The organism is Niallia sp. WK069_GA_01, from assembly GCF_983173855.1.
Genome location: NZ_OZ470138.1, coordinates 2,454,678 through 2,468,537 on the forward strand (window position 1 = coordinate 2,454,678; position 13,860 = coordinate 2,468,537).

General features: G+C 34.9%; 10 protein-coding genes, 1 pseudogene and 1 riboswitch. Of the genes and pseudogenes, 8 read left to right on the forward strand and 3 right to left on the reverse strand.

Annotated features, from left to right (window positions below; translation table 11 throughout):
• Window positions 1-89 precede the first annotated feature (89 nt).
• Complete coding sequence (locus AC5LWL_RS11780; protein ID WP_493434466.1) at window positions 90-1,556, forward strand: IS1182 family transposase; 1,467 nt, start codon at window positions 90-92, stop codon at window positions 1,554-1,556.
• Window positions 1,557-1,843: 287 nt separating this feature from the next.
• Here the strand turns inward: AC5LWL_RS11780 and AC5LWL_RS11785 are convergent, their stop codons facing one another.
• Window positions 1,844-2,152, reverse strand: coding sequence for a hypothetical protein (locus AC5LWL_RS11785; RefSeq protein ID WP_493434467.1), 309 nt, complete (start codon window positions 2,150-2,152; stop codon window positions 1,844-1,846).
• A 370-nt stretch (window positions 2,153-2,522) separates the two neighbouring features.
• On the reverse strand, window positions 2,523-3,086 hold the full coding sequence (locus AC5LWL_RS11790; protein ID WP_493434468.1) for a YdcF family protein: 564 nt from the start codon (window positions 3,084-3,086) through the stop codon (window positions 2,523-2,525).
• A gap of 125 nt (window positions 3,087-3,211) precedes the next feature.
• On the opposite strand from AC5LWL_RS11790, the gene AC5LWL_RS11795 reads away from it, so the two are divergent.
• Window positions 3,212-4,000, forward strand: coding sequence for a hypothetical protein (locus tag AC5LWL_RS11795; protein WP_493434469.1), 789 nt, complete (start codon window positions 3,212-3,214; stop codon window positions 3,998-4,000).
• Between the two features lie 847 nt (window positions 4,001-4,847).
• Here the strand turns inward: AC5LWL_RS11795 and AC5LWL_RS11800 are convergent.
• Window positions 4,848-5,651 carry an EcsC family protein gene (locus AC5LWL_RS11800; protein WP_493434470.1) on the reverse strand — a complete coding sequence of 268 codons (804 nt, stop codon included), beginning with the start codon at window positions 5,649-5,651 and terminating at the stop codon, window positions 4,848-4,850.
• Between the two features lie 160 nt (window positions 5,652-5,811).
• Window positions 5,812-5,957: riboswitch (FMN riboswitch) on the forward strand.
• Window positions 5,958-6,434: 477 nt separating this feature from the next.
• On the opposite strand from AC5LWL_RS11800, the gene ribE reads away from it, so the two are divergent.
• From ribE to dapF, 6 genes and pseudogenes are all read left to right on the forward strand, one after another.
• The gene (ribE, locus tag AC5LWL_RS11805) at window positions 6,435-7,085 is read left to right on the forward strand and encodes a riboflavin synthase (protein ID WP_493434471.1); all 651 of its coding nucleotides are present in this window, start codon (window positions 6,435-6,437) and stop codon (window positions 7,083-7,085) included.
• Window positions 7,086-7,264: 179 nt separating this feature from the next.
• Window positions 7,265-7,879: pseudogene (ribB, locus tag AC5LWL_RS11810) on the forward strand (3,4-dihydroxy-2-butanone-4-phosphate synthase); the annotation flags it as partial.
• An 8-nt stretch (window positions 7,880-7,887) separates the two neighbouring features.
• Complete coding sequence (ribH, locus tag AC5LWL_RS11815; protein WP_493434472.1) at window positions 7,888-8,355, forward strand: 6,7-dimethyl-8-ribityllumazine synthase; 468 nt, start codon at window positions 7,888-7,890, stop codon at window positions 8,353-8,355.
• Window positions 8,356-9,358: 1,003 nt separating this feature from the next.
• Window positions 9,359-10,657, forward strand: a complete 1,299-nt coding sequence (locus AC5LWL_RS11820; protein ID WP_493434473.1) for an NCS2 family permease — start codon at window positions 9,359-9,361, stop codon at window positions 10,655-10,657.
• A 269-nt stretch (window positions 10,658-10,926) separates the two neighbouring features.
• Window positions 10,927-12,159, forward strand: a complete 1,233-nt coding sequence (locus AC5LWL_RS11825) for an EAL and HDOD domain-containing protein (RefSeq protein ID WP_493434474.1) — start codon at window positions 10,927-10,929, stop codon at window positions 12,157-12,159.
• A 240-nt stretch (window positions 12,160-12,399) separates the two neighbouring features.
• Window positions 12,400-13,386, forward strand: coding sequence for a diaminopimelate epimerase (dapF, locus tag AC5LWL_RS11830; protein WP_493434475.1), 987 nt, complete (start codon window positions 12,400-12,402; stop codon window positions 13,384-13,386).
• The last annotated feature ends 474 nt before the right edge of the window (window positions 13,387-13,860 follow it).

Consider the following 13,860-nt stretch of genomic DNA (forward strand, 5'->3'; position numbering starts at 1 on the left):
TTAGGAAGTCAAAAGTTCATTCTAAATGACCTTTTGACTTCCTTTTGTTTTATAATGAAGAGATCAAATGTATGTAGGTGGTATATAAAATGATTTCCAATCAAGAATCTTTCACACTTAGTCCGTTTTTATCTATTTATGATTTCGTTGTTCCAAAGGATAATATGCTTCGCCAAATAAATGAGCTAGTGGATTTCTCATTCGTTCTCGAAGAATTAAAGACAAAATATTGTCTGGTAAATGGTCGCCATGCCGAGCCGCCGATCCGTATGTTCAAGTATCTCCTTCTAAAATCAATTTTTGATTTGTCCGATGTAGATGTAGTGGAACGTTCTCGGTACGATATGTCGTTTAAATTCTTTCTCGATATGGCACCAGAAGATGCCGTCATTGATCCAAGCTCGTTAACGAAATTTCGTAAACTCCGTCTTCAAGACGTGAGTTTATTAGATATGCTAATCGGCAAGACAGTGGAGATTGCATTGGAGAAAGAAATCATGAAAAGTAAAACCATTATTGTAGATGCTACCCATACAAAAGCGCGTTATAATCAAAAGTCACCGAAAGAATTTTTACAAGAAAAATCCAAAAATGTCCGAAAAGCCGTCTATCAAATAGACGAATCCATCAAAGAAAAATTCCCGCAGAAAACAACTTCTAATGAAGTAAAAGAGGAGTTGGATTACTGTAAAGACATCATTTCTGTTGTGGAATCCGAACCACAAGTCGCTTCCATCCCTGCCGTTAAAGAGAAACTGAATGTGCTAAAAGAAGTGGTGGAAGATTATACAGAACAACTACATTTTTCAACGGATCCAGATGCACGTGTGGGGCATAAATCAGAGGATTCTTCTTTCTTTGGATATAAAACACATATCGCGATGAGTGATGAGCGAATTATAACAGCGGCAGTAGTGACAACAGGCGAAAAAAGCGATGGAAAATATCTTCAAGAGTTAATAAAGAAAAGTAAAGAGACAGGAATGAAAATAGATACAGTTATCGGGGATGCAGCTTACTCCGAGAAAGATAATATTCGCTATACGAAAGAAAATGAGCTGGAACTTGTTTCTAAATTACATCCTCATATTACCCATGGAGCAAGGACAAAAGAAGAAGAATTTTCCTTTAACAAAGATGCGGGAATGTATGTCTGCAATGCAGGTCATATGGCTATTCAAAAAAAATATGATGAGCGAAAGAATCAAGATAAAAACCCTCGAATCAAGTACCTTTTTGATATTGAAAAATGTAAAGTTTGTCCTTTTCGTGAAGGATGTTATAAAGAAGGAGCGAAAAGTAAGTCCTATTCTGTGACCATCAAATCAACGGAACATAAAGAACAGGAGGAATTTCAAGGTACGGAAAAATTCAAAGAACTAGCGAAAACTCGCTATAAGATTGAAGCGAAAAATAGTGAACTAAAACACAGACACGGGTATGAAACAGCCTCCTCCTCGGGTTTATTTGGTATGCAAATTCAAGGAGCGACAGCGATATTCGCTACCAATCTCAAACGAATAATCAAATTAATGCAAGAAAAAGACAACAAATAGAAAAGAATACGAAAGAAAATAGGCAAAAAAAGAAAGTTTTCTGTCAAATTTTTGACAAAAAGCTTTCTTTTTTTTCTATCGTAAATTACTAAAAGAAAAACAATAGGTTTTTCAGTGGCCTCGAGTTTACTCCGAGGAGGCTCACCGCTCGCCCCATGGAAAGCGAAGTGTATTCTGACTGCGGACTATTCGAGTGAGATAAACCCGTTCTTATTTTTATAAGAACGGGTTTATTCTAGTACAAACCAATCTCCTTCAAAACATAGCAGGGAAGAATCAACACTTATTCAATAAGGTCGAAATGTTTGAACAGGACTTCCAGAAATTTGACTTGCATTCAGCGTAGTACTGCCAGCTATACAAACACCGCCCTGTTGCATTGGGAAAACAATAGTCACCGACTGTTCTCCAGAAGGAAGAAACGTTACAGTGTGGATAAAAACACGAGTATTGGCAGGGAGTATCGCACCAGTTGGTAAAGTAATTGCTTTTGGTATCGTAAAGAAAGTGCCAATTAAAGCTGAAAAATCAACACGAAAATACGGCCCTTCATTACTATATCTATAGGGATAAGACATTTGGTAGTACGGATTCATTAGGTCATCTACCTCATTTCTTTTTTCTAATAATCGTATTCACTTGTCTAATTAATGTGCTTGCCCATTCGTTATAAAATGCAATTATTTACGATGAACTTATAACTTCCATATCCCTACACTATTTTATCCTACTAAATTCAAGTGTTTTCGCTATCCTTTATCTCACTTAAGATAAACAAATTAAGAATACCGCATCTCTATATCTTCATTTTGTGATCCACATTCTGTGAACCTCAGCTTATTCTGTCGATGAGTAAGGACGCCACGCGCTTTTCTTTGCTCGCCAATGGAAAGTGAAGTGTATTTAGGCTGCGAATTCAAAAGCAACAATTTTTACGAAAATGTCCTTATATTAATAGGTTTATTTTTAATATCCTTTTAGTTTCATTTTCACAATGGCTGCATATTCACGCATATACAAGGTTGGTTTGTAGTAAATCGGAGTTGCTGCTGCCAATGAATAGGCTTTAATTCCTTCTTTTCTGGCAATGGTAACTGCACGAAAAAGGTGGAAGTCATTACTAACGATAACTGCTTCATTTATATCATAAAGCTTTTTAGAGAATTGAATATTCTCATACGTTGTAGTGGAAGTATCTTCTAATAAAATATTTTCTTCTTTTACTCCTTTTTCTAAAAAATAATTTTTTAGCGCAGAAGCCTCCGTTATAGCTTCTCCTTTTCCTTGCCCGCCAGTAACTACTATTTTAGAATGTTGATTTTTTTCCCAATAATCGAAGGCTTTATCTGCTCGAAAGCGTAATGCTTTAGATAATGTTTCTCCATTTACTTTTGCGCCTAACACAATTATATACGGAATATCTTCTGGTGGTTTTTTCGCGGCGGTTTTTTTTATTTGAATATAATAGTAGCTTGAAAAAATCAATACAATGATTACCAATAGAAGTAATAGATAAAAAAACTTTTTCAAAAAATCTTCCTCCAATTATTCATAGATTTCCTTTTTATTTAATAGAATAACTATTATAAGCTTTTAGAGAAAAGCCATGACTTTTACAAGCATAGAATTTGAACTCTTTTTGTAAGGAGAATTATATGATGGATATTCAAAAATATTATAAACAATCCGCTGTCTCATCTTTAAATGCTAGTTTAATAAGTTGTATACCCATTTTATTTCTCACGGTATTTTTTATAAAAATTCATATGGATAGTGTGTACTTTTGGTATTTGCTACCCTTTTTTATTTACAGTACCATTTCATTTTGCAGCTATTATATCCACCAAAAATACTCTAGTAAAATGGAAAATGCTATATTGGCAAGGGAAGAAAGGTCATTGTTGCAAAAAAAAACAGTTGTACTAACATTTCTTCCGGCTCCAAGTTTAAGAATGCTGATTTTTGATGCAGATGGCATAGTTGTTGGTGAAATAAAAGATGAAAAATTTCAGCTGCTACGCTGGTATCTTCCTTATTTTGTTGATAAGCTTTATCCAAAAAGTTATGGCTTTTATAATAGCCATCAAATGCTTCAATACATTTTCACTATAAAAGGAAATAGTATCGAAATAAAAAACAAGGAAGGAAAAAGGATTAGTAAAATCATTGAACAAAAAACAGAAAAGGCAGCAAAAACAGAATTTGTTTACGAAAAAAACAAAATCATTATGAAAAGAAGCTTGGCTTTTACTGATTATCACTTTGAAAATATTACTGGAATCGAACTGGCCACTCTCAAAAAAGGCTGGATGCCGAAAGAATGGAGCAATCGATTTATGAATCCTAATCTACCATTATTAACGATCAATCATTCAGCAGCAAACAAGGAAATAATCCACCTGTATGCATTGCTAACGAAAATATATGCCTATAAAGATCATTAGTATTTAATTGGACGTATTGTTTAGAGAGTAAGTTTCATTTTTTGTCATAAAAAAAGAGGCTAGGACATAAGTATTCCAGCCGAAGATAAACTCGAACCATGATACGAAGAGGTAAAAACTATTTCGTATCATGGTTTGGATTTTTTATTTATGTAAAAAGAAGGTTTGTGGTAATCACCCGCAGCCTGCATACACTTCGCTTTCCGTGGGGCTATGCTTGAGCCTCCTCGGCGTTGTCTTGCGGGGTCTTTAGCCTTCCCACATTTCCCGCAGGAGTCTTCGCACCCTCCGTTACAAGCAACCTGTTTTAGAATAAGTTCTTGTCTTCGAATTTCATGACAAGGTATTATTGCTAAACCATAGTAGCGTTGATTTTTTTATGTTATTCTTCAACGTTGTTCTCCCAAAATGTGCAGCTTTTAGTCTATTCTATCAGATGGATGTTTTCACCAGTTCAACAACAGCAACTAATGGAGCAAAACGGCTTGATTGGAGTGTAAGGTGCGAGACTCCTGTGGGATTAGCGGGTTAGATGAGACCTAAGCAGGCGCAGCGCCGAGGAGGCTCATCGCACGCCCCACGGAAAGCGAGCATCCTGAAGCGGAAAGAAAGCCCCTATTTATAAGGAATAATGTTTGCAAGATTAATCAATCATCCTTTTCTCATTGCTCTAAACCAAGTTATAGCAATACATGAAGAAGAATTTATAACTGCTAAGTTTGAGTTAACTCTATAAAAAAACATAAATAACCAGTATAGGGAAGTAATCATTTACGTGCTAAATTAGAGCATGTTCGTCTTTACCTATTATCTATTTAGTTATGTCTCAGGCTCGGTAAAAAGAATCCTACTCTCGTGTTCCTTTCATTTCTAGCCGTTCCATTATTCGTCTTTTGCGATAGAACATTTCTGCTGTTTCGGCGATTGCCTCTATACTTGAACGATTGGAAAATGCACCAAATATAATGCCGAATACGGGCACCATTTGAAAAAGCTTTTTCCATCCAAAAGAGTCTCTATATGCATACACGACTTCTCGCCATCCTTGCATTTCCGAAATAACTTCTCTTTGTACTTGTTCCTTGTTTTGATCATAATGACCTAATTGTGCCAGGATCGTTTTTTTGCCAACAATATCAGCAGAGACAAATTGTAAACATTTCACAATGAAAATTCTTTCTTTTTTGTCATTGGGATTATAACCGTGACATATTGCAATATCCTGCAATAATTTTATCTGCATGGATAATAGTAAAGGGATATCAAGACCTAATGTTAAAAAACCGCCGACACCTGTGCTGGCACCTTGAATAGTTGCTAATTTTTTTCTGTTTTTTGTGAGTTTTTTTACTGCTTTATGCATTTCAACAAGTGGTATACCTTTTACTTCTTCTAATGATTCAATGGAAAGATGCTGATAATATTTTTTAACAGAAGATATATTGCTTAATAATTTTCCGCCGCTTTGAATATAGTTTCCCATTTCATCTAACAGCTGTCCAATTTTATTTTGAATAAAAGCAGGAGTCCATTTATCCAATAATTTAAATGGTAAACGGCTGAGCTTTTCCCAAAACCATAAGCCACTTTGGTCTTTTTCCCATTTATGAATAGTGGTTAATTCACTTTGTAAGTAGGATGTGCTTTCCATAATTTGCTCCTTTATAAAAAAATAACTTAATTATAAGTTTGTACTACTGATACGATTAAACACGAAAAAAGTTACAAGCAACCAAATATTTTTGATTGCTTTCATCCTTTCTTTCGAGTATTATAAAAAATAATTAAATAGTAAAGGATCATATTTATATGATCGCCTTCGGGGTAGGGTGAAATTCCCAACCGGCGGTGATGAGTGAAATACTCTAAGCCCGTGACCCGGCTTATAGGAATATAAGGCGGTGGATTTGGTGAGAAACCAAAGCCGACAGTAAAGTCTGGATGGGAGAAGGCATAACGAAACAGCTGTAAATGAGTTTACCTGTATAAAATGGACGGAAAACGTATCATTTTTTTGAACTATATGAATTTAGCTATCTATTTCCAATAAAAGGATTTTTTGATTGGGAGACAAGCAGTTCTTTAAAATTCAAAAATTTGAAATTTCCTACCGTTTTTTTGTTATAGAATTTCCCGTATATTCAATATACGGGTTTTTTGCATTTTATCGTATTCATTGGGCAAAATAGGTTAAATTAGCTGAATTTTAAAAGAGTATATGTGTACTATCTATTTTAACAGCTGCAGTTCTATTGTGAATTTGTTGAGTGATGAAAAAACAGAATTATTCGAGTTATTCAATAAAAGAGAGTGTATAGACCTAACTATAGCTGTTCCTGTTGCCCACTCATCCCATACTATCCCCAATTACACTTCGAAGTTGCTGTTTATTTTTTCTGTTTTTAAAATTTTTTCTGAAGAAGGAGGGTGTTTTTTGTTTACTGGAATTATTGAAGAAAAAGGAATAGTGAAAAAAATTACCAAAAGTGGACATTCTCTAACCTTAACCATTCAAGCCTCTGTCATTATGACTGATTTGCATTTGGGTGACAGTATTGCAGTGAATGGAGTTTGTTTAACCGTAACTTCTTTTAATCAAACATTCTTTACATTAGATGTGATGCCAGAAACATTTCAACAAACTACTTTGCATGTATTAAAAGATGGCAATATTGTTAACTTAGAACGGGCAATGCAAGCAAATGGCAGGTTCGGCGGGCATTTTGTGACAGGGCATGTAGATTGTACAGCAGTCATTTTACATAAGAAACAGGTGGAGAATAGCATCGTAATCGAAATAGAGGTTCCTAATAAATATGCTCATCTTTTGATAGAAAAAGGATCTGTTTCCATTGATGGGACGAGTTTAACTATTTTTCACAAACGGGATCATTCCTTCACTGTTTCTATTATCCCTCATACAGCAAGCCTATCTATCATTGGCACGAAACGAGTGGGGGATTTAGTAAATCTGGAGTTTGATATGATGGCTAAATATTTTTATTCTTTTATGAATAAAAATAATCAAAAAGAAGATAAAAGTAAGATTACTCCTGAATTTTTAAAAAATAATGGATTTTATTAAGAGTGCGTGTTCAAAAAGGAGGATAAAAAGGACCGAGAAGTTCGAGGCGTCGTAACTTTGAGCATCGGAACGTATGGTATGGATACGTGAGAAGCGGAAAAGTAAGACAACGAAGAAATTCGATGTGTCATTTTTACCGGACTTTTTGAACAACCTCTAAGAGGGAAGGGTGTGTTTAGATGTTTCATTCCATTGAAGAAGCTGTAGCTGATTTGAAAAAGGGAAAAGTAATCATTGTTTGTGATGATGAAGATAGAGAAAATGAGGGTGACTTTATCGGATTAGCCGATATGGCAACTCCAGAAATGATAAATTTTATGGCAAAAGAGGGCAGAGGATTAATCTGTGTGCCGATTAAAAAAGAGTTAGCTGTCCAGTTGGAGCTTGCGCCGATGGTTGCTGTCAACAATGATCCTCGTGGAACTGCATTTACTGTCAGTGTTGATCATAAAGAAACAACAACAGGAATCAGCGCGTTTGAACGAGCTTTTACAATAAAAAAGATGGTTGAAAAGGGAGTAAAGGCGCAAGATTTTACTAGACCTGGGCATGTTTTTCCGTTAATTGCAAAAGCAGGTGGTGTGCTAGAGCGTAATGGACACACGGAAGCTGCTGTTGATTTAGCAGAGTTAGCTGGAAGCTACCCTGCAGGAATTATCTGTGAAATATTAAATGAGGATGGAACGATGGCAAGAGTGCCAGAGTTAACACAAGTGTCAAAACGTTTTGATATAAAAATGATTACAATTGAAGGGCTAATAGAATATATAAAAAAATCAATCACAAAAGAGGAGACGACAAAATGATCAAAACATACGAAGGTAACCTAATTGGCAGTGATTTAAAAATAGCTATTGTTGTTTCAAGATTTAATGAATTTATAACAACAAGATTATTAGCTGGTGCAGAAGATGCATTAAAAAGACATGGCGTAGAAGAAGCAAATATTTCAGTGGTTTGGGTGCCTGGTGTGTTTGAAATACCATTAGCTTCGAAAAAATTTGCCGACTCGAATGAATTTGATGCAGTGATTACATTGGGAACGGTGATTCGAGGAGCAACACCACATTTCGATTATGTAAGCAGTGAAGTATCAAAAGGTGTGGCAAGTTCTTCCCTTTCTTCAGGAGTTCCCATTATATTTGGTGTTCTTACAACAGAAACGATTGAACAGGCGATTGAACGTGCTGGAACAAAAGCTGGAAATAAGGGATGGGAAGCTGCAGTTGGCGCAATCGAAATGGGTAATCTATATAAACAGTTTAAGTAAGCATCTTTATAAGTATTGAAAAAGGACGACTGCAAAATGGCAGGCTAATGGAGAATATTTTTTTGATACTTTGAAAGAGGCAGAGACATAACTTAATAGTTAATAGGTAAAGATGAACATGCTCTAATTTAGCACGTAAATGGTTACTTCCCTATACTGGTTATTTCTGTTTTTTCATAGAGTTAACTCAAACTTCGCAGTTATAAATTCTTCTTCATGTATTGCTATAACTTGGTTTAGAGCAATTAGAAAAGGGTGATTAATTAATCTTTTTGTTGTTTGTTTGCAAACATTACTCCTTATAAATAGGGGCAAGATTCTCGTTTCAGGATGCTCGCTTACCATGGGGCGTGCGATGAGCCTCCTCACGCAAGCTCCTGCGGGGTCTCATCTAACCCGCTAACCCACAGGAGTCTCGCATATCCGCTTCAATCAAGCCGTTTGATCCATTAGTTGCAGTCGTTGAACTGGTGAAAACATCTATCTTATAGAATAGACTAAAAACGGCATATTTTGGTAGAACAACGTTGAATAATAACATAAAAAATCAACGCTACTAGTGTTTAGCTATCATACCTTGTCATGATATTCGAAGACAAGAACTTATTCTAAAACAAGTTGCTTGTAACGGAGGGTGCGAAGACTCCTGCGGGAAATGTGGGAAGGCTGAGACCCCGCAAGGCAACGCCGAGGAGGCTCAGATCCCACCCCGCGGAAAGCGAAGTGTATGCAGGCTGCAGGTGATTTCCACAAACCTTCTTTTTTACATGAATAAAAACCCAAACTATGATACGAAATTTTTTACATCTTCGTATCATGGTTTGGGTTTATCTTCGGCTGGAATACTTATGTTCCAGCTTTTTCTTTTGTGAAAAAAGATTGGCAGACATATGGAAATATGATAATATATTTGTTTGTGGCTCCCTTTATTGTTTTTGTAGAAAAATAAATTCAGTAAAGGTGATGCGGGTAGGGAGAGGGCTATTAAACGCAGGTTAAAAAAATGAATAAAATTATGAATAAATATTTTCACTTACAGGAAAGTCAAGCAACAGTGAAAGGAGAATTTTTTGCAGGAACGATTGGTTTTTTTACCGTTGTATATATAGTTGCAATAAATTCTCTTATATTAGCTGAAGCAGGCATTCCTCTAGAAGCAGCGATTATTGCAACCATTATCACATCTGTTGTTGGTTGTTTCTTAATGGGCTTTTTAGGAAATGTTCCGGTATTATTAGTACCAGGAATGGGGATTAATGCTTTATTTTCGTATACGATGGTTCAATCAATGGGGTTAAGATGGCAAGAAGCCTTAGCGGTCGTTTTTGTTGCGGGAATATTGTTTATGCTTGTTGCGTTTACGAAACTTGCAGGGATTGTAAGCAAATCGATTCCATCGTCATTAAAAGAGTCTATTACGGTTGGATTAGGCTTATTTCTTATGTTGATCGGTCTTGAAAAAGGTGGAGTTGTAGAGAGGGGAACCAATTCGTTAATCTCATTAGGCTCCTTTCATGATCCGCATGTTTTAGCAACAGTACTAACCTTTTTAATAAGCATTATTCTTTTTTTACGCAATGTAAAAGGAAATTTCCTGATTACCATTATCGTTGGTACTTTAATAGCTTGGTTATTTGGTATATTAGATGTGGGACAAGCAAAAGGGGATACGGTTCATTTTGATCAATATTGGAATGTATTTGGTCAGTTATCTTTTGAAAAACTGTTTGCTATTCCTTTTTGGGTTGCCGTATTTTCGTTAACATTAGTGTTGGTTTTTGAGAATATTGGTTTGGTTCATAACCATGTAGCTTATATTAATAAACCCGATCGTTTTAAAAGAGCATTTCAAGCAAATGCCATCTCTGTTTTTTTATCAAGTTTTATTGGAAGCAGTCCGACCGTAGCAACAGTTGAAAGCACTGCAAGTATGACTGCAGGAGGAAAAACGGGATTAACAACGATTACTGCTGGGGTATTATTTATATGTTCTGGTTTTTTTATACCAGTTATAAAACTAATACCAAACAGTGCTATTGCACCAATATTAATCATTATAGGCGGATTAATGCTGCAGAATATTCGTAATTTAGATTTAATGGATTTAAGTGAAAGTTTTCCAAGCTTTTTTATCATTGCGATGATTCCCTTTACGTATAGTATTGCAGATGGAATGGCAATTGGATTCATTTTATATCCTATTTTAAAAATTGCACTTGGAAAAGCGAAAGAAGTTTCCATACCATTGTATTTCATATCCACTCTGTTTTTAATAAACTTTGTGCTTCAATATACACATTAATTGGAAAAAGGTAGGGCTTATGTGATAAAATAGCTCTATCTTTTTTATTTGCTAATCTTTTTTAAAATAATATTGATTTTGTTCTCTAACAGTAAAGTGGTAGTCAACTTAAAGCCTATTTCTTATTCGACATTCCATCAAAAGTCGAATAAGAATGCGTCTTTTTTTTGATGTTTTCTAAATGTGACTGCGGACTTATTACGAGAGAGCCTCTTTTCAGATATCAAAGAAATTAAGAAGAAAAGCATAAAAATGGCGGAGGGAAAGAAATGGAAGTTTTTGTGGCAAGACAACCGCTGTTTAATAGAGTGGAAGAAGTATATGGCTATGAACTTTTATATCGAAATAATGAAATAAATGTTTTTCCAAATATAGATGGAGATCAGGCAACAGCAGATGTTATTATCAACAGCTTTTTAAATATTGGCATCGAAAAGTTAGCTCAAGGAAAACCTTGTTTTATTAATTTTACTGAAAATCTATTAGAGTTAAAACTGCCAACGTATTTTCAGCCGAGAGATATTGTGATAGAAATTTTAGAGACAGTAGAACCAAGTCAGAGAATAATTGATATTTGCAAAGAGTTAAAAGGTCTAGGGTATAAAATTGTATTAGATGATTATATCTTTGATAAAAGTAATGCGTATGCATATGAGTTGTTATTGCTTGCGGATATCGTTAAAATCGATTTTTTGAATACAACGGAATCAGTAAGAACAGAATTAGAAAATCTTGTAGCGCCATTAAATATTATTAAACTTGCAGAAAAGCTTGAAACAAAAGAAGCTTATGAAAAAGCGAAACGTTTAGGATATGATTTATTTCAAGGGTATTTTTTTTCAAAACCGTTTATTATTTCAACACATGATGTACCAACGTATTTTCATGCATATTTTAATATTATTGAATCCATTTCTTCTAAAGATCCAAAAATTGACGTTATTTCAGATTTAATCGAACAAGATGTTTCCTTATCATACAAACTGCTGAAACTGATTAATACTATTGGTTTTGGATTAAAGCATCGAATTACTAGCATAAGACAAGCAATCGTTTTGCTTGGCTTAATGGAACTGCAAAAGTGGCTTTATGTGTTAGCTGTTCGAGAAAGAAACTCTCAAAATGGAATCTCCCACGAGATAATGACACTTTGTTTAATTAGGGCGAGAATGTGCGAATTGGTAGCTAAGCTTATGCCTGTTGGAACGAATCTATCTGGTCATTTTTTAACAGGAATGTTTTCATTAATGGACAGCATATTAAATTTACCAATGAATACTATTTTAAAACAAGTTCCTTTAGATGACACGATTACTGAGGCATTGATGGGGAAAAGAAATATTCAAAGAAAAGTGCTGAATGTCGTTCTTGCTGTTGAAAAAGCGGATTGGGCAAAGTTGAGTAAAAGCTGTCAGGAATTAAATATCGAAGAAAAAGAATTATTCCATGTGTATAAAGAGTCTGTGAGCTGGGCGAAAAGGCTGATGGAAGCTAAACAATGACAACAGAATAGTAAGTGTGTTTTTTAATCGCTATAAACCATCCTTCAGAAATAATTATCTGAGGGATATTTGGTTTGGCAACAAAGGAAGGGACTATTTATATTGTCGTAAACATAAAAAGCATCTATCATTTCACGCGAAAAATAGGCTGTTTTCAATAATCAATAAGGAAATAATTGCAGGATTGTGTTTGGAACAGTAAAATGAAAAAGATAATGCAAAAATGGTGGAGGAATAAAAATGAATATAAAACTAACAAAATGTCATGGTAGTGGAAATGATTTTTTAATCATAGATGAGATTTCAAATCCTTATAACTTTTCTGAAAAACAGCGTGCCCTGCTTGCGCAATCATTTTGTAATAGAGAAACATCTCTTGGAGCGGATGGCATATTATTTGTTCTTCCAAGTAATAAAGCACATGCGAAAATGCGAGTGTTTAATGCAGATGGCTCAGAAGCTTCAATGTGCGGAAATGGCATTCGTTGTGTAGCACGTTATGTTTGTGAATTATTAAAGGTGGAAGAAGCGGTCATTGAAACAATGAAAGCAAATCTAGAAGTCAAAAGGGAAAAAGAGATTTTTCCAGAGATTCCAACTTATTTAGTAGAGATTTCACCTGTATCTTTTGATGTGAAAGATTTACCTTTACATATTGAGCAATCAACATTAGTAAATGAAAAACTGCCGGTATTAAATGAAGAGTTAACCTTTACTGCAGTAGCAGTTCCAAATCCACATCTTATTTCTATTGTAAATAAAGAGCAAATTGATTCATCTTTGCAAGAAACATTAAGTACCTTTGTAAATGGTCCAAACGATTTATTTACAGATGGAGTAAATGTAAGCTTTGTCTATATTTTAGAAAAAGGAAGCATTTATGTTAGAACGTTTGAAAGAGGGGTAGGTTTTACAAATGCCTGTGGAACAGCCATGTCTGCTTCTTCTCTTGTTTCCATCTTAAATGGCTTTAATCAAGCAGGTGAATATATTGATGTTTATAACAATGGTGGGAAAGTGCGTTGTTTTGTACATGAAACGGATGGGAAATATCGGATAGATCTAATTGGCAATGCCACCTATGTTTATCAGGCGGAAGTGGAAGTTGAGTTAGATAAATCATCGAATTTCACTGTGTTGAAAAAGGAAGTATTAGAAGAAGAAGCCGCTCAATATGCAAAACTTCAACAAAATGCACAGCAATACTTACAAGAAAATTTAGTTTAAGTGTGTGTTCAAAAAAGAGGATAAAAAAGAACCAAGAAGTTCGAGGCAGCTTAACTTTGAACATCGGCCTTTCATAGGGTGTGGTGACTTCAACGTTGCTCAGAGGACGTGATCGTTTTTAGTTAAAATCTTCTAGTTAAATACTTGTGAAGCGAAAGGTAAGGCGACGAATAAATTCGACGTGTCCCTTTTACCGGACTTTTTGAACCATTCTTTAATAAAAATTTTTAAAAGATCACCTTTTCAATCATGCCTTGATTCTCAGTTTATATGCGGCTGAAGGCTTAGATTGATTTAGGTGATTATTTTTTTGAATAGAATCTTTTGCGAAAAAGCAACTGAGCTTGTTGAAAGATAAAAAAGTTTAAAATCATTAATTGTGAAGTCTGTCTAGCTTCAGCGCCTAACCCCAGTGAGTATTGCCTCCTGCCTCTAAAAGTAAAAAGTACTTTTTGAGTCAGGAGAACATTTTTC

Excerpts from the sequence above, each read along its gene's own strand:
- AC5LWL_RS11795 (WP_493434469.1), top strand. The coding sequence starts at position 3,212 with ATGATGGATATTCAAAAATATTATAAACAATCCGCTGTCTCATCTTTA.
- dapF (WP_493434475.1), top strand. The coding sequence starts at position 12,400 with ATGAATATAAAACTAACAAAATGTCATGGTAGTGGAAATGATTTTTTA.
- AC5LWL_RS11780 (WP_493434466.1), top strand. The coding sequence starts at position 90 with ATGATTTCCAATCAAGAATCTTTCACACTTAGTCCGTTTTTATCTATT.
- AC5LWL_RS11825 (WP_493434474.1), top strand. The coding sequence starts at position 10,927 with ATGGAAGTTTTTGTGGCAAGACAACCGCTGTTTAATAGAGTGGAAGAA.
- AC5LWL_RS11820 (WP_493434473.1), top strand. The coding sequence starts at position 9,359 with ATGAATAAAATTATGAATAAATATTTTCACTTACAGGAAAGTCAAGCA.
- AC5LWL_RS11800 (WP_493434470.1), bottom strand. The coding sequence starts at position 5,651 with ATGGAAAGCACATCCTACTTACAAAGTGAATTAACCACTATTCATAAA.
- ribH (WP_493434472.1), top strand. The coding sequence starts at position 7,888 with ATGATCAAAACATACGAAGGTAACCTAATTGGCAGTGATTTAAAAATA.
- AC5LWL_RS11785 (WP_493434467.1), bottom strand. The coding sequence starts at position 2,152 with ATGAATCCGTACTACCAAATGTCTTATCCCTATAGATATAGTAATGAA.